At 61.2% G+C, this 22554-nt stretch carries 18 protein-coding genes and 1 tRNA gene; 8 read left to right on the top strand and 11 right to left on the bottom strand.

Features of this window, described 5'->3' with window-relative positions; genetic code table 11:
- Positions 1-5: 5 nt before the first annotated feature.
- From HRU92_RS19000 to HRU92_RS19025, 6 genes are all read right to left on the bottom strand, one after another.
- On the bottom strand, positions 6-905 hold the full coding sequence (locus HRU92_RS19000) for a sugar kinase (protein ID WP_173088904.1): 900 nt from the start codon (positions 903-905) through the stop codon (positions 6-8).
- On the bottom strand, positions 902-1969 hold the full coding sequence (ugpC, locus tag HRU92_RS19005) for a sn-glycerol-3-phosphate ABC transporter ATP-binding protein UgpC (RefSeq protein ID WP_172125875.1): 1068 nt from the start codon (positions 1967-1969) through the stop codon (positions 902-904). Before ugpC ends, HRU92_RS19000 begins: the two co-directional genes overlap by 4 nt.
- Positions 1969-3477 carry an argininosuccinate lyase gene (argH, locus tag HRU92_RS19010; protein WP_172125873.1) on the bottom strand — a complete coding sequence of 503 codons (1509 nt, stop codon included), beginning with the start codon at positions 3475-3477 and terminating at the stop codon, positions 1969-1971. Before argH ends, ugpC begins: the two co-directional genes overlap by 1 nt.
- Before the next feature lie 4 nt (positions 3478-3481).
- Complete coding sequence (locus tag HRU92_RS19015; RefSeq protein ID WP_172125871.1) at positions 3482-4339, bottom strand: carbohydrate ABC transporter permease; 858 nt, start codon at positions 4337-4339, stop codon at positions 3482-3484.
- Positions 4336-5268 (bottom strand): sugar ABC transporter permease, encoded by a 933-nt coding sequence (locus tag HRU92_RS19020; RefSeq protein WP_172125869.1) that lies wholly within the window; start codon positions 5266-5268, stop codon positions 4336-4338. The genes HRU92_RS19015 and HRU92_RS19020 overlap by 4 nt, the downstream gene beginning before the upstream one ends.
- A gap of 72 nt (positions 5269-5340) precedes the next feature.
- Positions 5341-6579: an extracellular solute-binding protein gene (locus tag HRU92_RS19025; protein ID WP_172125866.1), complete on the bottom strand. Its 1239-nt coding sequence runs from the start codon at positions 6577-6579 to the stop codon at positions 5341-5343.
- Positions 6580-6873: 294 nt separating this feature from the next.
- On the opposite strand from HRU92_RS19025, the gene HRU92_RS19030 reads away from it, so the two are divergent.
- The 3 genes from HRU92_RS19030 to HRU92_RS19040 are packed head-to-tail and all read left to right on the top strand — an operon-like array spanning position 6874 to position 11223.
- Complete coding sequence (locus HRU92_RS19030; RefSeq protein WP_172125864.1) at positions 6874-7992, top strand: ROK family protein; 1119 nt, start codon at positions 6874-6876, stop codon at positions 7990-7992.
- Positions 7993-8015: 23 nt separating this feature from the next.
- Entirely contained in the window at positions 8016-10352 is a 2337-nt protein-coding gene (locus HRU92_RS19035; RefSeq protein WP_172125862.1) for a PIG-L family deacetylase, read from the top strand.
- A 52-nt stretch (positions 10353-10404) separates the two neighbouring features.
- A complete protein-coding gene (locus tag HRU92_RS19040) occupies positions 10405-11223 on the top strand; it encodes a DMT family transporter (protein ID WP_248307260.1) in 819 nt (272 codons plus the stop codon).
- A gap of 113 nt (positions 11224-11336) precedes the next feature.
- Here HRU92_RS19040 and HRU92_RS19045 read toward each other — a convergent pair whose 3' ends face one another.
- Positions 11337-13850: a PIG-L family deacetylase gene (locus HRU92_RS19045; protein ID WP_173088906.1), complete on the bottom strand. Its 2514-nt coding sequence runs from the start codon at positions 13848-13850 to the stop codon at positions 11337-11339.
- Between the two features lie 422 nt (positions 13851-14272).
- A tRNA-Met gene (locus HRU92_RS19050) sits at positions 14273-14349 on the bottom strand.
- A 180-nt stretch (positions 14350-14529) separates the two neighbouring features.
- Here HRU92_RS19050 and HRU92_RS19055 point away from each other — a divergent pair.
- The 5 genes from HRU92_RS19055 to HRU92_RS19075 all read left to right on the top strand — a co-directional run bounded on the left by HRU92_RS19055 (position 14530) and on the right by HRU92_RS19075 (position 17655).
- Complete coding sequence (locus HRU92_RS19055; RefSeq protein WP_172125856.1) at positions 14530-15567, top strand: aldo/keto reductase; 1038 nt, start codon at positions 14530-14532, stop codon at positions 15565-15567.
- A 69-nt stretch (positions 15568-15636) separates the two neighbouring features.
- Positions 15637-16326 (top strand): DUF599 domain-containing protein, encoded by a 690-nt coding sequence (locus HRU92_RS19060; RefSeq protein WP_172125854.1) that lies wholly within the window; start codon positions 15637-15639, stop codon positions 16324-16326.
- Between the two features lie 68 nt (positions 16327-16394).
- Entirely contained in the window at positions 16395-16757 is a 363-nt protein-coding gene (locus tag HRU92_RS19065) for a (2Fe-2S)-binding protein (RefSeq protein ID WP_248307261.1), read from the top strand.
- Positions 16723-17208, top strand: coding sequence for a bacterioferritin (gene bfr, locus HRU92_RS19070; RefSeq protein WP_127754558.1), 486 nt, complete (start codon positions 16723-16725; stop codon positions 17206-17208). The genes HRU92_RS19065 and bfr overlap by 35 nt, the downstream gene beginning before the upstream one ends.
- A gap of 18 nt (positions 17209-17226) precedes the next feature.
- Complete coding sequence (locus HRU92_RS19075) at positions 17227-17655, top strand: VOC family protein (protein ID WP_172125852.1); 429 nt, start codon at positions 17227-17229, stop codon at positions 17653-17655.
- Between the two features lie 15 nt (positions 17656-17670).
- Here the strand turns inward: HRU92_RS19075 and HRU92_RS19080 are convergent, their stop codons facing one another.
- The 3 genes from HRU92_RS19080 to HRU92_RS19090 all read right to left on the bottom strand — a co-directional run bounded on the left by HRU92_RS19080 (position 17671) and on the right by HRU92_RS19090 (position 22351).
- Entirely contained in the window at positions 17671-18645 is a 975-nt protein-coding gene (locus HRU92_RS19080) for an alpha/beta hydrolase (RefSeq protein WP_248307262.1), read from the bottom strand.
- Between the two features lie 123 nt (positions 18646-18768).
- Positions 18769-19974 (bottom strand): lytic murein transglycosylase, encoded by a 1206-nt coding sequence (locus HRU92_RS19085; RefSeq protein WP_172125945.1) that lies wholly within the window; start codon positions 19972-19974, stop codon positions 18769-18771.
- 160 nt (positions 19975-20134) lie between these two features.
- Complete coding sequence (locus tag HRU92_RS19090; RefSeq protein ID WP_173088907.1) at positions 20135-22351, bottom strand: mechanosensitive ion channel domain-containing protein; 2217 nt, start codon at positions 22349-22351, stop codon at positions 20135-20137.
- Between the last annotated feature and the right edge of the window lie 203 nt (positions 22352-22554).

Genomic DNA, 22554 nt, shown 5'->3' on the forward strand with positions numbered 1-22554 from the left:
ATCAATCAAGCTTCAGCCCGCAAGCTCCCGATGCCGCCCGAAGCCTGAACGGAACGGCTACCGGCATCGATTGCTGCGGCCAGGCATGCTTGCGGATCGGCGCCGCTGAGCCAGGCGTGCAGGAACCCGGCGTTGAAGGCATCACCAGCGCCGGTGGTGTCGACCACCTCCACCTTGGGGCTCGGCAGACGGAAAACCTGGCCATCAACGGCAAGCAAGGCGCCCTCCGCGCCGCATTTCAACGCGACGCAAGGAAAATACCGGGCCAACTCTACCAGCGCCACTTGAGGATCGGATTGGCCGGTCAGCGCTTCGGCTTCTTCCATATTGGGCAGGAAGATATCGGCTCCTGAGCTGAGCGCGAAAAAATCGGGATCCCGGATCAGCTGGTCGTCCCAACTCGGATCGAGCGAGACCGTGAGGTTATGCTGCTTGGCAAGGATGATGGCATCGCTTGCCTCGTGCAGGGTCGCGTATTCGGCGATATGCAAATGCGCCGCTTTGCGCCACGCCAAGGCCGCCTCCAGGGTCTGGGGACGAGCCTGCCCCGCCCGCTTGGACAAGAATGCACGATCCCCGTCCTGCACCATTACCACCGTTAACTGCGGACCGGCCGCTGCATTTCGGTCGAGAAACTGCAGGTCAAGCCCGAGAGCCTTGATCGTGGCTTCGAGCGATAGGGATAAATCGTCAGTGCCGAACCGCGCCAACAAGGCCGAGGGACGCCCCAGGCCCGCCAGATGTGCCGCGGTAATCAGGGCGCCGCCGCCAGGGGTTAACTCGAACTCTCCGGCAAAAACCTCGCGGCCAAGCTGGGGCATGGTATCGAGGCCGCGAAACACCAGGTCGCAATAAATGCGCCCAAGGCTGAGCACCGCCCCAGCTGCAACGGGGGAAGACGTCATGCGCGGCCCAGGGCCTTCTCACTGGCTTTATCGAAGAGATAGAGCGACCCCGATCCGGCATTGATCGATACCGTGCTGCCGACCTTGGGCACCACACGACCAGGTGCGGTGGCGATGATCTGGCTCTTGCCGACCTGAACATGCACCAGTGTCTCCGAGCCCAGCGGCTCCACCGCCTCGACAATGCCAGTTGCACCAAGGCCTGGCTCGCTCGCCTCGCCTACAACCAGATCATGCGGGCGCAGGCCGACAAGCACATCGCCCTCTTGCGCAGGCAGCGTCAGGCCCGAGATCGTCGTGCCTTCGATGCTGAGCGTGCCACCACTCAGCTTGCCATCGAGCATGTTCATCGACGGGCTGCCGATAAAGCGCGCGGTGAAGACATCGTTGGGGTTTTCGTAGAGATCGGTGGGCGTGCCGACCTGCAGGATATGCCCGTCACGCATCACCACGATCTTGTCGGCCATGGTCATGGCTTCGACCTGGTCATGGGTAACATAAACGATGGTGGTACCAAGCCGGCGATGGAGGCTCTTGATCTCCATACGCATCTGCGCCCGCAACTGCGCATCGAGATTCGACAGTGGCTCGTCGAACAGAAACGCCACTGGATCACGGACCATCGCTCGGCCGATGGCAACGCGCTGGCGCTGACCGCCCGACAGTGCTGCAGGGCGCCGATCCAACAGCGGCTCTAGGCCCAGGGTCTTGGCCGTTTGCAGGATGCGCTGCTGTTTTTCTTCCTTAGACAGCTTGGAGGTGTAGAGCCCAAAACCGATATTCTGCCCCACCGTTTTGTGAGGATAAATGGCGTAGTTCTGGAACACCATGGCGATGTTGCGCTGCTTCGGCTCGCGCTGGTTCACAACCTCGCCGCCGATGAGAAGATTGCCGGCAGAGATATCCTCAAGCCCGGCAATCATGCGCAGCGTCGTTGACTTGCCACAGCCGGACGGGCCCACGAACACGACGAACTCACCATCTTCAACGGTGAGGTCGATGCCATGCACCGCCTGGGTCTTGCCGTAGTTCTTGACCAGGCTCTGCAGTTCAATCTTGGCCATCAGGCTGTTCCCTTCAATGCGTCGAAGCGCTCATTGAGCATGCGCGCGGCTTCGTCCTGGCGGCGCAGAATGGTTTGATGTTGAGCGGCCAATGCGGCCGCATCCTTCTTGTAATCAGTGATGGCCGCTTGCAGCGGCTCGGGCGCGGGGCCGCCGAAACGGGTGCGCACTGCAACGAAATATTCGGGCGACACGATCTCGGCGAAGGCTGCAGCATCAAGCGCGCTCTTGCGTCCGGTTGCGTGCTCGAACGCCGCAAGGAACGGTGCGTAGCCATCCCCAGCCAGATCGCCGCCCGCAGCGACCACCGCCTTGGCGACCGACGCCGCGATTTCGTGTCCCTCCCGGAACGACAAACCCTCGCGCCGCACCAAGCTGTCGGCCAGTTCGGTAATGGTGATACAGGAGCGGTTGATATTGGCGCGCACGCGTTCAGGGTTGATGCGGACCTGGGCGACCAATGCTGCCAGCAGATCAAGCACGCGGTAGGCACTCTCAAAGGCGCCATAGCCCATGGACTGGGTTTCACCCTCGCTGTCGTTCATGTCGGTGAAGGGGGTGTTGTGCATCACCGTCAGCATGGCGTGCGCGCGCCCGCAGGTCTGGCTCGCCAGGTGCCGCAGATGCTCGACCGGCACCGGATTGCGCTTTTGCGGCATGATCGAGGAAATCTGCACGAGGCTGTTGGGCACATAAAGCTGCCCGACTTCAAAGCTGGACCAGACCTGGAAATCCTGAATAGGCCGGCCGAGATGCAGGAACATCAGCTCCATGGCGCTGTAGGTGGCCGTGATGTAGTCAACGCCCGCTATGCAGGAATAGGAATTTTGCAGAGGCGCGGCAAAGCCAAGCAACTCGGCGACCAGAGCCCGATCCGTGGGAAAGCCCGTGGTCGTGATGGCCGCAGCGCCCATGGGCGAAAGGTCCACCAAACGATAAGCCTGCAGCAACCGCTCGATGTCGCGTCCGACGAACTCCACAATCGCCGAGAGGTAATGCCCGAACGTGGTCGGCTGTGCCGGCTGGCCATGGGTATAGGCAACGATCAGTGTCGCCTGCTCCCGTTCTGCCGCTTCGATCAGCGTCGAGTGCAGCTTGAGCGCCTTGTTGATCAGCAGGTTGAGGCGCTCGCGCAACCCCAGCTTGAACAGGGTATGGTCGATGTCGTTGCGCGAGCGCGCGGTATGCAGCCGCCCGCCAAGATCTGGACCGATGCGCTTCTTCAGTTCCTTTTCGATCAGGAAAAAGAAATCCTCGACCTCGCCTTTGTAAACCAGCGCGGCAGGATCGATTTCAGTATCGATGCTCTCGAGGGCTCCGGCAATCTCGCGCGCTTGATCGGCATCAAGAATGCCGGTTTGGGCCAGCATCACCAGGTGAGCGCGATCTATGGCGCGAAAGCCCTCCACATGATGGTCCTTGGCGCCATCAAATAGCGGCCGCAGCACCGTTTCCTTGTAGACGGGATCGGGAAAGACCGACTGATCGGCAAGACGGGGATCGGTCACGGCGTTAACCCTTGAGGCCGGCCAGCATGACGCCACGGACAATGTAGCGCTGCAGCACGAGGAAGACGAGAAGCGTGGGGATGGTGCCGATCGCGGCACCAGTCATGATCAGCTCCCATTGGATGGAGGACTCGGCCGAAAAGCTCGAGATCCCGACGGGAAGCGTATAAAGCTCCTTGGACGTGGTCACGATCAGCGGCCAGAAGAACGCGGTCCAATTGCCAAGGAAGGTGAAGATCGCGAGCGCCGAAATGGCGGGCACGACCATCGGCATCGCGACTTTCCACCAGATGGTGAATTCGTTAAGCCCATCAATGCGCGCAGCTTCCAGGAAGTCGTCGGGAACGCCCTCGAAGAATTGCTTCATGAGGAAGGTGCCAAAGGCCGTCATCATTCCAGGGAACATGATCCCCCAATAGGAATCGAGCCAACCCAGCTGACTGGCCATCAGATACCAGGGGATCACCAGCATTTCGGTGGGGATCATCAGTGTCGACAGGATCGCTAGGAAGATGAAATAGCGGCCCCGGAACTGGAACTTGGCCAGCGTATAACCAACCATGCTGTCGAAAAACACGTTCGACAGCGTGACCGTCACCGCAATCAGGGTGGAGTTGAAAAACCACTGCATGAAGCGGCCGTCACCGAGCACCTTGACATAGTTGTCGAGCGTCGGCGCCAGCGGGATCAGGCGAAGATCGTACACCTGGCCCGAGGTCTTGAGCGAGGTCGAGAACATGAACAGCAGCGGCGTGATTACGATGAGCCCGCCGATGAACAGCAAGGTCCAGGCGATGATGCGACCGGGGCGAATATCGCGCCGATTGGCGGAGAGTTCCGTCGACACTGTGGTGACGCTCATTGCTTTTCCCTCAGCACATAAAGCTGCAGCAAGGACACGACGAGCAGGATGGTGAACAGCACCACGGTCTGCGCGGCGGCGTAGCCCATCTGGTAGGATGAAAAGGCGGTCTGATAGATCATGAGCACCAGGGGCTTGGTCGAGTTGAGCGGCCCGCCCGGATCATTGGTGGTCATGTTGTAGACCTGGTCGAAGATGCGCAAGAAGCCGATCGAGGAGAACACCACCAGAAACACCGTAGTGGGCTTGAGCAGCGGCACGGTGATCTTGCGCAGGATCGCCCACTCCCCTAGCCCGTCAATGCGAGCCGCCTCGTAAAAAGTGTTCGGAATGGCACGCAGCCCGGCCATGAAGATGATGATCTGAAAACCAAGTCCGGCCCAGATCGCCGGGATGAGGATGGAAAGGAGCGCCTGGTCGACCGAGCGCAAAAAGGGCTGCTGCGGAATGCCAATCGTGCTGAGAAAACCGTTGATCACCCCGATCGGCACCGGCTGGTAGAACCAGCGCCAAACCCAACCCATTGCCGCCGCCGTAGTGAGGAAGGGCAGGAAGTAGAGCGCGCGGATAAAGCCATGCATGAACCGGACGCGATCGAGATAGAACGCGATCACAAAGGAGATCGCGAGGCTCAGCGGCGTGCCGATGATCAGGTAAAGAAAGGTGTTCTGGAACACTTTCCAGAACAAGGGGTCGGCGAACATCTTCTGGTAGTTCGCCAGGCCAATGAACTGGGCCGGGCGCAACAGGTCCCAGTTGGTCATCGACAGCCAGAAGGCCTGAAATGTGGGATAAAAGCGAATAACCGAATAAAAGATGATCGGCAGGGCGAGAAAGCCCCAGGCCCAGATCACCCGCTTGGTGCCGATATTCAGACGATCCCAGAAGCGAACTGGGCCTGCTTGGGGGATGGCGCTCGCCGACGACATTTTCGCTCCTGCAAGAACTAGCGCGGCCGGCGGCAGGTAAACTGCCGTCGGCCGCATTGCATGGCTTGGTGGTTACTGACGGCCCTGGTCGATGATTGCCTGCTCAGCCTGCGCCGCCTGGTTCAGCGAGTCCTCGATGGACTGGTTTTCCAGCAGAACGCGGTTGACCATGTCGATCGTGGTCTGGCGTTGCGCCGCTTCGTCATAGAAGCGGGTAGTCTGGGCATATTCCAGACCCTTGAGGAAGGGCCCCAAAATCGGGTCGGCGAGGTTCTTCTCGGTCAAGGCAACGTCCCGGCGAGCGGGAAGCTCACCCACTGCATCAAGCCAGATTTCCATCGCTTCAGGCGAGGAGATGTACTGAAGGAACTTCTGTGCAGCAGCGAGCTCTTCACCCTCTGCAGTTGCCCCGATCGCATTGGCGAAATAGCTCGAATAGTTGGAGCGCATGCCATTGGCATCGGCCGGCAGCTCCACTACGCCCCATTCGAAGGGATTGGCTTCAAAGGCGCCGAGGCGGAAGGTGCCGTCGATGGTCATCGCAGCCAACCCGGCACGGAACGCGGCCTGGCCTTCATCCATGAAGCCGGTCTGCCCCACTTTGTGTTCCGTCTGCAGGTCCGTGTAGAACTTCAGCGCCGCAGCGCCGGCTTCGTCGTTATAAGCGACATTGCCTTCTTCGTCGTAGGGCACACCACCATTCTGGCGCACCAGAACTTCACGCCACCACTGGTGATCCTGCCCGGCCATGTCGAGCGTGATACCGGCCGAGGTCATGTTTCCTCCGCCGTCAACCTTGGTCGTCGCCTTGGAGACGGCAAGCAGTTCTTCAAGGTTCTGTGGCGGCTGAACGCCAGCCTCGTCCAGCAAAGCCTTGTTGTAGAACAGCGCCAGTGAGCGCACTGCGGTTGGTAACCCGTAATAGTCTTCGCCGCGCTTCATCGCCGAAACGATCGGGAAGAACTGCGATTCAATCTCTTCGTGCGGGAATACCGCCGGATCGAGCGGCTTGATCAAGCCACCATTCACGAACTGGTCGGTCCAGCCATAGAACAATTGCACCACGTCCGGCCCCTGGCCCGCAACCTTGGCGGCCACGACACGGGTCTGGTAGTCGGCGTAAGGGAAGGTCGTGTGCTTGACGGTGATGTCAGGATTGGCAGCCTCGAACTTCTCGATCAGCTGGTCCATTGCCTGGACACGGCTGTCGAACACATACTGCCAGTACTCAATTTCCACGGCTTGGGCCGAACCCACTGCCAGCAGGCTGACACCAGCCGCCAGGCCGGCCAAAGTTGTTTTGGTAAGCATTTCTCAGTCCTCCAATAGGGCCGCCGCTCGTCCTCCGGCCCCTCCACCAGTGTGAGGCGGACCAGCCGCCAAGCGCCACTAGCGTCAGATATGTGACGCTCCCTTGTCAATAAAATAATCTACTTGAGTTATTACCCTTCCGTTCTAAGCTCTCGTCAGAGGAGATGGGCTTGGTGAGGGGGCGAGAACGTGAACGGCCGCAGCAAGAGCGAATTGCGCCAGCGGGTGGCGATCGGGTCTAACCCGGAGCGGAACCGGGCGCACAACCGCCGTGTCGTACTGGAGGTGATTCGCATGCACGATCACCTCGGCCGCACCGAAATCGCCCGCCGCGCCCACCTCACGCCTCAAGCCGTGGCCAACATCGTTTATGAACTGCTCGAGGAAGGCCTGCTGATCGAACTGGGCCGCCTGCGCTCGGGGCGTGGCCAACCACCCATCCAGTTTGCTGTTAATCCCGACGGGCCCCTTACGGCAGGGGTCGAAATTGCGGCCGACCACATGGTCACCGCCCTTGTCGACCTGTCGGGAGGCGTGCGGGCACAATCGATCATTTCCCTCTCCGCAACCGGGCCCGACACTGTTCCTGGTCAAGTCGCTCAAGAGGTTGAGCGACTGCAAACCTCCCTCAATGCCGACCAGAACAAGCTGCTGGGCATCGGTGTCGTTATGCCCGGCCCATTTGAAGTGGAGGGGATGAGCTCGGTTGGCCCGGCGACCCTGCCTGGCTGGACAGGTGTTGATCCGGCCGCGCTCTTCTCTAGGGCAACCGGGCAACATGTCGTGGTGGAAAACGATGCCACCGCGGCAGTGGTCGCCGAGCGGCTTTACGGTGCGGGGCGCCAGCTCGGCAGCTTCTGCTTTTTGTATTTCGGGGTCGGTCTCGGACTTGGGGTGATCCAGGATGGCCGTCCGCTGCGCGGTGCTTTCGGTAACGCCGGTGAAATTGGTCATCTCAGCCTTGTCCCGCGCAAAGGAACCGCCCGCTATGGCCCTGCTGGCGCATTGGAACGCTTTGTGTCGGTCTTTGCCTTACGCGAACGCTTGGCGATGGCGGGAATATATGTCGCCACCGTCCAAGATATCCAAAAGCTCCACGATGATCAAAACCATACCCTCGTGGAGTGGATCGACATGGCCGCTGACTATCTCGCACCCACAGTTGCCATGCTCGAAAACATCTTTGACCCAGAAACGGTCATCTTCGGCGGCGGCCTTCCGGACTCAGTGCTCGAAGCTGTTATCGCCGCCCTCGATCCACTTCCTGTCTCGGTTGCGACGCGCCACCAGCGGCCGCTGCCCCGCGTCATGCGGGGACAAACCGGTCAGCTCACCGCCGCGCTCGGCGCAGCCGCCCTGCCGCTGCTCGACACGGTTTCTCCCCATCTGAGCATCGCCGACCCCACCGGCTAACTCTTAAACTCTGGACCACTTTCATGCTCGATGATCGCCAGCGCTTGCACCGTCGTGCCGCATCGCCCCGTCTCGTGCGCCTGTATCGCGCGCTTTCTCGCTTGCGTTCAACGGTAACGGTGATGAATACCGGAGCCCATCCAGACGACGAGCACAATGGCATGCTGGCCTTGCTACGGCACCAATATGGCATGCGCATCGTGGTCGCCTGTTCCACCCGCGGCGAAGGGGGGCAGAACACGCTTGGACCGGAGCGATCGGGTGCGCTGGGCGTTCTGCGCTCGCGTGAAATGGAAGAAGCCGCCCGCGTCATCGATGCGGATATCGCCTGGCTCGGCCATGGCCCGGATGATGCGGTTCATGACTTCGGTTTCTCCAAATCTGGTCCGGACACGCTGGCTCGCTGGGGCGAGGACTTGATCATTGAGCGCCTGGTGCGCGCCTACCGGCAATATCGCCCTGATATCGTCATCCCCACCTTCCTCGATGTCGGAGGCCAGCACGGCCATCATCGGGCGATGACCCAGGCGGCCAAAAGAGCGCTGGCTCTTGCGGCTGACCCCACCTATCGCACGGACGAGCTTGCCCCCTGGCGGGTGGCCAAGTTCTACCTGCCGGCCTGGTCGGGCGGCGGCGGCACCTATGACGACGAAGTGCCCCCGCCTGCAGCGACGACCTGGATCGAGGCGCAGGGCGTGGATGAAGCCAGCGGCATGAGCTTTGACCGGCTGGGGGAGGCATCACGTGCCTTTCACGCCAGCCAGAACATGGGCCACTGGCAGCACCCCGCCCAGACGCAATGGGGGCTGCATCGCGTTGGCGGCACCGCGGAGGACAGCATTCTCGCTGGTCTGCCTTCCCATCTCGCCGATCTCGGTCCCTCGTCTCAGCTTGCCCAAGCGGATGCTGCTATCGAGGAGGCGCTGGCGCAATTTCCCGACGGCACCGCCGTCGTCGCAGCACTAGCGCAGGCGCGGCAGGCTCTCGGTGGTGCCACCGCCCATGTTGCGCCAGAACACACCCATCGGCTGCAACGCAAGCTGCGCGAGGTGGACACGGCCATGGCGCTGGCTGCGGGCTTAGAGATTTCTGCCGCGCTTGCTTCAGACAGCGTAACGCCTGGTGGCTGCGTCGATCTCTTTATTGAGGCCGAGCCCGGCACTGCCGAAGCGATCGCGATAACGCCGGTCGCGTCCTCCGCCTTCGAACCCTCTGAAAGGCTGCATCTGTCCGACGACAAAGCCGTGCTGACGTTACGGGCACGACAAGGTGCCGATATAGCCAACGCCTTCCTGCCGCAGTGGAGCAGCCTGGGCGGAAACGGCAGGATTTGGCTCAAGGCCCAGGCAAAGGTCGGGGGAGAGGAGATCACCTTTGCCATCGACACTGAAGAGCCCGTGCAGATCGCCCCGGCGCATAGCCTCGCCATTGTGCCCGACGCATTGATCCTGCCCCAAGGCGACCAGGCTCCCCGCACGATCAATGCAAAAGCGGAAAAAATAGCGGAGATCACCATCGCGCCGGTGCCGGGCCTGACCGTCGCCACCCACGGGAACAGTTTGACTGTCACCCCTGCAGCAGACCTTCCGCGCGGCCGTCATACCCTGCCCGTCCTGGTCGATGGTCTCCAGGCCCACAGCGTTGCCGCATTCGCCTATCCGCATATTGGCCGCGCCCGCTTCGTGCGGCCGCTCAACCTTGACATCCTGGCGCTCGATCTGGCGCTGCCAAGCACCCGCGTGGGCTATATCGGCGGTGGCGCTGACCGGGTCGGCCTCTGGCTTGAGCGCATGGGTGCGCAGGTCAACGATCTGGATGCCGATGCCCTCGCCGGCGATCTCTCGGGCCTTGATACGATCGTCGTCGGCATCTTTGCCTTTGGAACCCGCCCGGATCTTGCGGCCGCAACGAATAAGCTGCACGACTGGGTAAAGAGTGGCGGGCACCTTGTCACCCTCTACCACCGGCCCAGCGATGGCTGGAACCCGCAAGCCACCCCACCACTGCCGCTCACCATCGGCAGCCCGTCGCTGCGCTGGCGGGTCACCAATCCTGCGGCGGAAGTCACCTTGCTGGCGCCAAACCACCCGCTCTTTAGTGGACCCAACCAGATCACCACCGCCGACTTCGCGGGGTGGGACAAGGAGCGCGGGCTTTATTTCGCTTCAAGCTGGGACGAGGCCTACCAGCCGCTGCTGGCCATGAGCGATGCCGGCGAAGCGCCACTCACCGGCTCACTGCTGTCCGCCTCGATCGGCGCGGGGCGCCACACCCATACCAGCCTGGTACTCCATCATCAGCTTGATCGTCTGGTGCCCGGCGCCTTTCGGGTGATGGCGAACCTGCTCCAAGCGGCCTGAGATGGAGTCAACAAGGCCCTCAGGGGCGGGCATCGCCTGGCTCATGAGTGACATGCTGCTGGTCACTATGATGACAGTGCTGGTCAAGCTCGGCGGCGCCACCTATCCAGCCGTTCAGATGGTGTTCATTCGCTCGTTGATCGGCCTGGTTGGCGTTCTTCCACTCGCCTGGCGGCACCGCCAGGCCCTCAGCCAAACTCGCCAATGGGGACGCCACAGCTTCCGCGTGCTCTGCAACACACTGGCGCTGAATGCCAATTTTGCTGCGCTGACCGCCCTTCCTCTCGCCCTCGTCAATGCTATCGGCTTCATGCGCCCGCTCGTGGTCCTGGCTTTGGCCACCTGGCTGTTGGGGGAGCGCTCCGGACCTTGGCGCTGGGTTGGCGCCGTGATTGGATTTGCGGGCGTCCTCGTCATGGTTGGCCCCAGCGAGATGCACTGGAACCTTGGTTTGATCGCCGCCCTTGCCACAGTGCTCTTTGGCTCGCTTGCTACGGTGCAGACCCGCGCGCTGGCTGCCGAGAACACCACGGTACTTATGGTCTTCTATACGGTTGGTCTTTCGGTGTTCACGGCACTTCCGGCCCTTATCGCCTGGCAGCCGGTCGCCGTGGCCGACTGGCCCTTGCTACTTGGGATCGGCGTGCTCGCCCAGATCGGGCAGTACTGCTATTTGCGCGCTTATCAAAGCACGCCAGCCAATCTCCTAGCGCCATTCGGCTACCTGTCGATTGTGCTGGCGAGCCTTGCCGGTTTTCTGGCCTTTAACGAAGTTCCGGCCTGGACCACCATCGCCGGCATCGCCATCATTATGGGCGCCCTGCTGCTTACGTCGCGCCTGGACCGTCCCAGGCCATCGCGCGTGCGCTAGGCTTCCTGTACTTCATATGCAAACACCCCCGGCCCTGAAGGACCGGGGGCGGCCGCCGCAACTGCGGCCGCGAGACGGCTCGCTCGTGGGAGGCCGAGCGGACCGAATAGGATCTAGCTAGCGCGCTTGGCTGGCTGAATCAGATTGGCCATCAGGCGGAAGGCCCCAGGAGTTAGCTTGTCCATTTGGTGGTGCAGGATGAGACTGGTATGGGTGTGCCGCCCCTCCCCGATCTCAGCGGTTAGCAGCGAGCCGGTCAGCGGCTCCTCGCCGGGATCGTTCATTGCCAGGAGCGGGCGATAGGCTTCGTCCCACTCCGACGCGAAATACAGCCCCCGTTCCTTGTCCCAATTGGCCCAATCGGCTTCCCCGATCTTGTTGGGATAATTGAGCAGGGGATGATCGGGCTCGAGCACCTCAACGGCAGCTTCGGCGTCGGTGACCCGGTAGCGGATCGAGGGTGATCCGATCTGGAGGTAAGCCAGTGGCACCATTTCTGGATCCCAGCCATCGGACGGCCGGTGATAAAGCGTCACTAGGTGCCCGCCATTGCGCACCCATTCATGAATGCCCGCGAGCGCTGCCACCAGATCGTCGCGGCGCCCGAAGGAGAAGATGCCGACCACCAGGGTATCGAGATCGCGATAGGCCCCTGCTTCCATATCGGCAGCCGTCAGCTCTTTCAGATCAACCCCCATCCGGGACAGCCAGGTGCCGACATTGTCATTACCCCCACCGATATAGCCGATCCGGCCTTCCGGTAGCGCCGCACCTACCGCCTGCACAGGGATCGCTATTTCCGTCGGCACCACCGAGCGCCCGATATGGGGATAGCTGAAGACGTTGATGGCATAGGCAGGCTTGTTGAGCAGTTTGGGTGCGATGGTGATGCGCTCTGTGCCCAGTTCTGCGGGGGGAACCAGCTCGAAAGTGCCAGCCTCGGTGCCGGTTTTTCCCTTTGCTGTTGCAGCCCAGCCTTCGGGCAGATCGAAGTCCAGATCGGCGGTGGTGGCGCCCGAAACCACCGCAGTCATCTCAACCGGGGAAATCTGGGCTTCGGTGTTGAACAGCACGGCATCGGGCTTGAGTTCGAGCGACGCCTCGGGCAGGACGCGCAAGGCGTCCTCCAGATCGATGTCGAGCACTGCCTCATAGCCCGAGATCTCGGCCGTCAGCTGCACAAAGGCATCACCATTGCCACCAAGCGGATCGAACTGTTCGGTCAGTGGATTGGTCAAGGCCGCGTCAGGCGCGATGTTGACGCCTACGCCTTCCACGTCATTTTCCCCCGCGCCGATACCATCGCGCGACTTGACCGTGATCGATGTGACCGCCACCTGACCGGGTGCATCGACAACGGTCTTGACGATGATTTCTTCACCGGGACGAAGATCGGCACCATCGGTATAGGCCCGGATCTGCATGCCGGCGGCAGTGGCCAGCGCCAGATCGGTTTCCCGGGTTTTGCGCTCAAGGCGATGGGCGACCTGGTCCTGCAATTCCGGCGGAACTGCGCTTTGCGCTTCCTTGAGAGCCTTGCCGATTTCCACCAGCTTGGCGGTGACAACGACCGGGTCGCCGTAATCATCCACCGCTTCTTCGATCAGCCCCTGGGCATTGCGCAAGGCCTCGGCGGCTCCAGTGGGCATTCCATCGAGCTCGGCGATGTGTCCAACAGTGGCGATAAGACCCTCGCGGATATCCGCTTCTTCCTTGCCCGCTTCGGTGACCGAGGCCCAGCTGAGGTTGAGCGGCCATTCGGTCTGCGGGTCTGGGCGCCAGCGGCCCATCCCTTGCGTCAAATGGCAGGAGCGCGACCATTCGCCCATTTGCGGGAAGGTGGCCCCAGAGATCGGGTCTCGTTCAGGCGCCTTGATCACCAGCGTCGTTGGCGGCGGCGGGGTTTCGTCGTCATAAACGCCCCCGCCCCCACCCCAGGCGGGTTGATAGATCTTGGGCACGGTCCAGGGCTTTAGGCCGGCCGCGATCTGTTCGGGGAATTCCGCCTCATTGCCGGAAAGATCGGCCACGATAAAGGTCGCGACATTGGCAGCGCGATGGTGACCATGCTGTCCGCCAACATCCAGGAAGCAATTCATGATCACATCGGGCTTGTATTGGCGTACGGCCCAAGTCATCCGCTCGATCACGCGATCACGACCCCAGCGGTCGATTGTTGCATTGGGATCCTTGGAGAACCCGAAATCGTGCATGTGGTCGTGGTGCCCCTGGCTACCGAAGGCCAGCGAGGCGTCCAGCGCCCGCGACGCCTCCGTCATTTCGCGCGTCCGCAACACGCCCAGCACGGATCCGAGTTCCGGACCAATGGCGTTCTGGCCGCCCTCGCCGCGCGTGATGCAGTAAAGCACCGGGCGAATGCCGTAGACATGCCGAAGTGCCGCCAGCATGCCGCTGGGCTCATCGTCGGGATGCGCCCCCGTGGTCATCAGTGTCACGGTCGAGGTTAGCCGTTCGAGCTGGCGATAAAGTTTGACGAGGGCCGGCTCGCCTTTTTGCGCTGCGATCAGGTCGAGATCTGATGCCGGGGCCGCCCAAGCTGGAATTTGCGTAGTCGCCAGCAAGGGGGGAACGGACGCGATAAAGGTTCTGCGGGTGAGTCGGGTCATGGAACAGCCTCTCCTTAGCTGTCACGCCTGCCTCCTGCAGGCTGGTGACGGTAAGGGAAGACTGCGGCGCACTTTAAGTTAACTCAAGTAGGTTAATCGGCTTTTTTGCGTCGGCTGTGCGGGTGCCGGCGGGGATAGTGTAGCGGCTCCTCATGGCGAGGCGCCAGGCAACGCACGTGTCGTGCAGATTGCAATGACTGGTGATGAGGCTGCCTGCCGGTTATCCAGCCACTTATCGCCAACATGACGGGCAACTTCATGCCGGGGCGAAAGGCGCCGAGTGAGGGCCATCCATGTCGATCTGGTGTGGGGGGATAGTGGGCCGGTTCACGCAACGCGCGCTGCGGGCGCGCCGGCAACCTGAAATCGGCCCTCCTCCCTGCGGCTAATAAAAAAGCGCCCTTGCGGGCGCTTTTTTATTTTGGTTGCGGGAGCAGGATTTGAACCTGCGACCTTCAGGTTATGAGCCTGACGAGCTACCGGGCTGCTCCATCCCGCGTCAACCGTTTGGCTAGCGCCGAACGTGACGGGTATATACGAGCTGGTTCGGGATAGCTCAACCCCTAAACGACGACAAAAACGCTTTCTTGGGGAGAACGCGTCTGCTCGGCGCGGCCAAGCTCGCTTTACCGCACACGCCAGCCCTGCTTAGTGTGCCGCCGCAAACCGGAATCGATTCATGAACACCAGACGTCTTGGCCGTACCGACATCCACGTAACCGAACTGTGCCTTGGCACCATGACCTGGGGCAGCCAGAACACCGAAGCCGAAGGTCATCGGCAAATCGACATGGCGCTGGAAGCCGGTCTCAATTTCATGGATACCGCCGAGCTTTATGCCGTGCCCGGCAGCCAGCAGACCTCCGGGCGTACCGAAGAAATCATCGGCAGCTGGTTTGCCAGTTCCGGCAAGCGCGACAAGTGGATTCTGGCTTCCAAGATTGCCGGTGGCGGCTCCAAACATATCCGCGACGGGCGACGACCAGATGGCGAATCGATCCGACTGGCGGTGGAGCAAAGCCTGAGCCGGCTGCGGACCGACTACCTCGACCTTTACCAAATTCATTGGCCCTCGCGCGGCCACTACAATTTCGATAACTCGTGGACCTACGCGCCCCACAAGCAGCAGACAGCGGACGTGCTGGGCAATATCGAGGACATGCTCGAAACCCTGGGCGCGCTGGTCCGGCAGGGCAAGATACGGCATATCGGCGTCTCCAACGAGACCACTTGGGGGATAACACAATGGCTGCGCATCGCCGAGGCCAAGGGGCTGCCCCGCCTTGTGTCCGTGCAGAACGAATATAGTCTGCTGCGTCGCCACTTCGATCTCGATCTTGCTGAGCTGAGCCACCACGAGGATGTCGGGCTCCTTGCCTATTCCCCGCTCGCCGCCGGTATTTTGACGGGCAAGTATGCGGATGGCACCGTTCCCCCAGGCAGCCGAGCTGACTATCAAGGCGGCATGTGGCGACTGAACGAGCATTCCGAGGCCGCCACCCAAGCCTATATTGCCCTGGCGCGCGAGCATGGATTGGATCCGGTGCAAATGGCACTCGCGTTCTGCCTCACCCGTCCGTTCTTGACCTCGGTCATTGTTGGAGCAACCAGCACCGAACAGCTGGCCACTGCGCTGGGTGCTGCCGATTGCGTGCTGTCGCCCGACGTTCTGGCCGGCATCGAGGCCATTCACCGCCGCTATCCGCGCCCGATCTGATCGGGCGCATTCCCATTTGCCGCATTGGCGCAGTAAGCTCGGTCACCACAACCATTCCAACGGGCTGCGATGACCCTGCTTACCACTGTCTTTCCGCTGCTCTGCTACTTCGCCTACAACATCATCGTGCCGATGGTGGAGCGGCGCCGTCCTTCATTGTCGGTGATCATGAACATGCAGCGGCGGCGCTGGGTGGCGAATGCGGCACGGCGCGAAAGCCCGTTTGACGCCATCCTTTCGGGCAACATCATGCAGTCCGTCAGCTTTCTTGCCTCCACCGCCGTACTGCTGGTCTTGGCAGTGTTCGCGGTTTTTGGCCAATTGCCCGCGCTGATGGACGCTCTGGAGTCCCTGTCACTGGATCGCACCTATTCCATCGTTGAAGTGCAGATGCATCTCGTTGTCATGCTTGCCATGTTCGTGCTGGCCTTTTTTGCCTTCACGCTCTCGCTGCGCCAGTTCAATCATTTCTGCATCATGCTGGGTGCACTCGATCACGAAACCCGAGCCACGCCCGAGGAAATCGACGCGATTGCTCATATGAACGCCCTGGGAGCGCGCAACTTCAACAGTGGCATCCGCGCCTACTACTTCTCTGTCGCCACGGTTGCCTGGTTCGTGTCCGAATGGTTGGCCGTGGCGGTCTGCCTTTGCACCGTCCTGGTACTGGCTTATCGGGAATTCTTCTCGACGGCGCACCGCACCGCGGCGTCGGCTGCCCTCATTGCCGCCAGGCGCCAGAAGGGACAACGGCAATAGCTCCGTCCTGCAGACGCTGCGCCTGCTGCTGATTAACCGACACCATTTTGTGACATTGACAATCAGCAATGACGAACGCTACTGCACTCCCATCCACCCACGAGAAGTTCTGGCACGCTATGCTCGTCTGCCAATGCAACATGATTACCTCCAAGCAGATCGAGGACATCGTCCTTGAACTGCTCGAACAAGATCCGTGGCAGTTGGTCGTGCCCGCAAAGGTCTACCGCGAACTGGAACGCCGTGCTAAATGCGGCGGCTGTGTACCTAATGTGGTGGACATCATCGTCCGCGTGACGGAGAGCTTCCACCTGCAGCAGGCACGAAGCCCGGGCGAACTTGTCGATGTACAGGCCCGCTTGGAAAAGCTTAAGCAGAAACGGAACGGAGTACCGCGTGAAGGGCGAACCACAGGTCATAGAGCGGCTTAACGAGGCCCTCTTTCTTGAACTCGGTGCAGTCAACCAATACTGGGTGCACTACAGGCTGCTCGACGACTGGGGCTATCGCAAGCTCGCCGCCAAGGAGCGCGCCGAGTCGATCGAAGAAATGCACCATGCCGATCGCTTGATCGAACGCATCATTTTCCTTGAAGGCCATCCGAATCTGCAGCGCGTTGCGCCACTGCGTATTGGCCAGACCATCAAGGAAGTGCTCGAGGCCGATCTGGCCGGCGAATACGAGGCGCGTGAAGCCTATCGCACCAGCCGCGAGCTCTGCTCACAGCTGCACGATCATGTTTCCAAGCAGCTCTTCGATGAACTGCTCGCCGATGAGGAAGGTCACATCGACTTCCTTGAAACCCAGCTGGACTTGTTGGCCAAGATTGGCGAGGAGCGCTACGGTCAGCTCAACGCCGCTCCAGCGGACGAGGCTGAATAACGGCTTAAGAGGCGCAAGATGATCTGGCATGTTGGACGACTGATCGACCATGTTCATCTTCGTGCCCGTGACTTCGAGGCCACCCGGCGCTTCTACGGAGCCGCACTCTCAACCCTTGGCCGCCCCATTGAGCAAGGCGGCCAAGGCTGGTTTCAGGTGGACGAGTTGTTCGTCGACGCTGCCGACGCCGCCTCTGCGCCAACGCACATCCATCTAGCCTTCCAGGCTCGCGATCGCGAAACGGTGGACAAGTTCTACCAGGCAGCTCTTGCCGCTGGCGGCAAGGATAATGGCGCGCCGGGGGAGCGTTCCTACCACCCGGGCTATTACGCCTGCTTTGTGCTCGACCCCGACAACAACAACATCGAAGCGGTGTTCCACGGCCCCGCAGCACGCTCGGCTGAATCGGTGGAGCTTCGGCCGATCACTGAAACTGACCAAAGCTGAAGGCGCAGTTGATCGTCACTGCGCGATGGGCTGAAACATTGAATTGAGCTGCTCTGCGATCTGGTCCATCGGGGCAATCGCCTCTGGCAGCTGCTCGGGCGCTTCGGGCGCCACTGCCGCGTAAGGCACCCCGCTCGGGAACGCACCAAACATCTGGAAGAACGACACCATGTCGTCGAGCACCGGCATGCGCCAACGCCAGAGCGAGCCCATGGCAATCACCGGCTCCATGTGACCAAAGCCTTCATAATATTTGGTGGTGACCCAAACGCCATTGGCCTTCAGCACCTCAGCGAAGTGCTGGGTGTTCTGCATACGCACAATAGGGTCGGTGGTGCCGGTGGCCAGATACATGGGTGGCGCATCCGGGCCAACAAGATTGATTGGCTGCGTGCCTTCGGGGTTCGGCGCCGAGCCAAAGGCTTCGCGTACCTCACCATATTCGAACGGGTAGAAATCGTAAGGCCCCGAGAGCGCCGCGACGCCCCGGATCGACAGCGTCACCCCATATTCGCGCAAGAATGACGGCTCCAGCGCCAGCATTACGGCGTTGTAGGCGCCGGCCGAATGCCCGGCCAGGAACAAGCGATTAGGATCGCCGCCATAGTCGGCGATGTTGTCCTGCACCCACCGGAGTGCATTGGCACTGTCCTCAAGAAACCCAGGGAATCGCACTTCGGGTACATGGCGGTAATCAGCGATCACCGTGACAAATCCGCGGGCGGCGAGCGCGCGGCCCGCGAACTGGTAGTCGCTCCGCTCGCCGCGATTCCAGCCGCCCCCATAGATAAAGAAGACGACCGGTGCAGCGGCGCCACGCTGCTCGGGGGCGTAGATGTCCAGCTTGTGCCGGGGTCCGTCGGCATAGGCTAGCCCATCGGCCACCTTGGCGGTACCGCTGTCCATTGACGCAGGAAGGTTGAACGGGTCCATCACTGACACGGCCAGGGCCGGGCTGGCTTGGAGTGAGGAAGCCAGCAGAACGGCCATAATGGCTCCGCGCAGCGATCTAACCGAGACAAGTTTCATCATGGGGCAAAGCAATCGAAGTGCGGGATAACGAAGATGCCCGGCCAAGCCGGGCATATTGTGACGGCGGATGAACTCTCGAGACTAGCGCTTCAGGGAGTCCAGCAGGCGCCCGGAGATATAGCCGTCAGCCGGCAATCCGGCCTTGGCCTGGTAGGCTAGGACAGCAGCCCGGGTCTTGGGGCCGAGCACACCGTCTGGAGAGCCAATATCAAATCCGGCGCGGGCTAACAGGCTTTGGAGCTCTGCGCGTTGGCTCTTGTTCAGTGCATAGTCCCGGGGCCAGGGGACAACAAAGGGACCGCCGCCGATGATCCGGTCGGCCAGATGTCCAACGGCCAGAGCGTAACTGTCTGAGTTGTTGTAGCGTTTGATCACTTCGAAATTTGGCAGCAAAAGAAAGGCGGGCCCCGAGGCACCTGTTGGCAAGTAGAGCCGGGCTGTATCGCTGGAGCGAGGGAATGGCTTGCCGGAAGCTCGGCTGATACCCATGGCCTGCCACTGGCTGACTGAGGCGCGCTCCATCTGCCGCGCGGCAGCGAAATTGAACCCTTGTGGGAGGCGAACTTCATAGCCCCAGGTCTCGCCCGGGCGCCAGTTGAATGACTTGAGATAGTTGGCGGTAGAGCCCAAGGCATCAGGCACTGAATTCCAGATGTCCTTGCGACCATCACCGTTGAAATCAACAGCGTAGCGCATGAAGCTGGAGGGCATGAACTGGGTGTGCCCCATGGCGCCCGCCCAGGATCCCACCATGTTACGGGGGCTTACATGGCCATCCGAAACGATGCGCAGGGCGTTGAGCAGTTCATCGCGGAAGAAATCCGCTCGATAGCCACCTTCCGTCAGCGTCGCCAAGGCATGGATGGTGTTGTTCCCACCCATGAAGCCACCGAAATTGGTCTCCATGCCCCAAATCGCCAGCACGACCTCGGGCTGCACACCATAGCGCTGCGCCGCCGCGGAAAGCGTCTGGTTCCACTCGGCGCGCATTGCTCGGCCCTTTGCCGCTTGCGCGTCCGTCACTCGCTTGGTGACATAGTCTGACGCCAATGAGGCAAACTCCGGCTGCTTGCGCGTGAGCTCCATGACTTGAGGGATAGGACTATACCCAGCAAACGAAGCTTCGAAGGCCTTCCGGCTCACTCCCCTTGCTTCCGCTTGTGGCCAGAGCCCACGAACGAAATCGGCGCTACTGGCAAGCGCAGGCGCGCTTCCGAAGTTCAGCAAAGCGGCAAAACAAAGCGCTACAATCGAGTAGCGCGACCTTGTGAGTGACGGGTGCAACATCAAGTGAGCCTCCGGAGAGTGCGAAAAGGCTTAAGCGAGGCGGCTAAAGCCGGTCTGCGCGATGGCGGTTGTCTCGCCACCGCTACCACAAACTTAACTATCCGGATTAAGATCGCCTTAAGGCTCCGGTTCAAGCAGATCACGTCGACGTCATTGCCGCTCACGCGAGGGCGCGTTGGTTGTCATCGCCACCAAAGGGCACGCTTGCGTCAGCTGCGCCCTTGGCCCGTACATAGGTGATGTGCGGATAGGGAATCTCGATTCCGCGCTCTTCGAACACCGTCTTGACGATCTCGCTATAGGTCCGACCCGTGCCCCAGTGCTTGCCGGGCAGGGTCTTGATGCGCACCCGCACCACCACGGCGGAATCGCCGAACGCAATGATCCCCTGCATGTCGAGCTCGTCAATAATCTCGTTCTTGTGCTCGGTTTCCAGCAAACGCTCAAAGGCGTCCCGCAGCGCCTGCTTGACGACGCTGATATCGGACTCGTAGGCGACACTGATTTCAGCCACATGGAAGGAGAAACCCTTCACCATATTGGAAACCAGATCCACCGACGAGAACGGGATCAGGTGCAGGGTTCCGGTCTGATCGCGAATGCTGACCGACCGGATGGTGAGTTTCTCCACCACCCCGGACTTCCCACCGGCCTCCACCACATCCCCCTCGTTCATGACGTTTTCGAACTGGATAAAAATGCCGGTGATGATGTCTTGCACGAGCTTCTGGGATCCAAAACCGATAGCCAGACCCAGCACACCAGCCCCTGCCAGCAGCGGCGCGATATTGACGCCGATCTGTGCCAAGGCCAGCATCACGCCAAACACCACCAGTGCGATCGTGAAAGCATTCTTGAACAGGCTCAGCAGAGTTTTCTCGCGCGCTGTCGGCATCTTGCCGGCTCTGGCGCTGAGCCGAAACTCGATCCACGACGCCACGACAATATAAAGCACCACGCAGGCCAGAACGATAAACGCTGCGGCGATGAGGGAGCCCACGATCTCCTGGCCCCGTTCCGAACCCAACCAGCCGAGTGCATCGAACATCCCCCAGGCCTGCACGACGGCGAGGACAACACCCGCAACGACCACAAGACGGATGATCTGCATGACCCGGGGCACAAAGGCTTGCAGCCGCGTTTCGAGGAGAGGCAAGTTCTGGCGCACATCCTCAGGCAAACTCAAACCGAAGCGGATCACCCGAGAGATGGCGCCCGAAATAGCCATTCCGGCCAAGACCGCGATGGCAGTCTGGAAGGTTGCGCCCAACATGAACGGGAGCGCCCCGTCCGGATTGGCAAACCAGGCGACCAGCAGTGTGAGGAGGTAGGCGATGGCCACAACGTGCCAATAGCGGCCCACAAGAAGCAGCGCCTGACCGACCCCGTCATTGCCGCGCTCCGCGGCAACCTCGGTGAGCCGGGCTCGTGCCCCTTCCTTGCACTGCAGCACCACGATGATGGCCAATGCCACCGATGCGGTCATGGCGATAACTTGGACGGCGGCGGCCGCGTCACGCGAAACACTACTTGAAAGCACGGGAGCGACGAAAAAAAACGTATAACCGAGCAGCGATATCAGCCGGCCGGTGCAGAACGACCAATAAGCCGCGTCGCTGTTCGAGAGAGGAATCCAGCGTAATGCCGCCGAACGCGGGGAAAAAACCGTATGGACCAGGAGCTTGCTGAGTTCCACCAATAGGAACGCGTTGAGCAACAGCGACTCGTTGACTCCCACCTGCCCGCCACTGTCTCTGGCCAGAGTCAGCGCGGTAGCAAAACCAATCCCCCAGGACATCAACACCGAGGCGCCGTCGATCAGCGCCGCCGCAACGACGGCCCCTGTCCGTACGCGCCATCCGCGCGCCGCCACCCGGCCGGCTAAACGCTGCTGCAGCCAAATGACGACGATGCGCAGGGCCATCAGGCTGCCGAAGAGGCCCGCAGCAACGAGCGCGAGGTTCAAGGCTGCGGTACGCACCTGGGCAAAGTCGGTACTGAGGGCCGCGTTGATGCTACCGCGGAAGTCCTGCACGACGTGAACAAACGCATCGGCGGCGCGCCCGGCGGTTTTGGACAGAGCCCTTGTATGTTCTGCCAGTTGACGGGCGACGCTCAGCGTCGGGGCCGGCTCCTCTATTGTTGCGCTGGCATCCTGGCCTGCAGCCCCTTCCAGGCGCTCAATGAGCGCCTGCCGGGCGGCATCGTTCTCGAGGATCTCAATCAACTGCCTGACGCTTTGATCGTCCTGGACCTCGCTATCGCTAGCCGTAGCCGGCTGGTCTGCGGATGGAAGAAGAGGCACCTGAGCGAGCGCACCGCCCGTTAGCGCCGGTGCGAGCATGCACAAGATCAAAAGAATACGCGCAAGGATCATGAAGGATGGGGCCCGGAAGTTTGGGAGCGGGAGAATGGTGGTAGCATACTGGGCCCACACCACGGCAAGGATATGGCCTCTTCCCTCCCCCCTGCTTCATTGCCATGAACGCGAAAAAGCCCCGCCTCATTTCTGAGTGCGGGGCTTTTGTTTTCGAGATTGTATTGAGACATCCGTTTTTGGCAGACCTGGCAGCGACCTAC

The sequence above is a fragment of the Devosia sp. 1635 genome (genome assembly GCF_013185955.1).
In the GTDB taxonomy this organism is placed as follows: domain Bacteria; phylum Pseudomonadota; class Alphaproteobacteria; order Rhizobiales; family Devosiaceae; genus Devosia.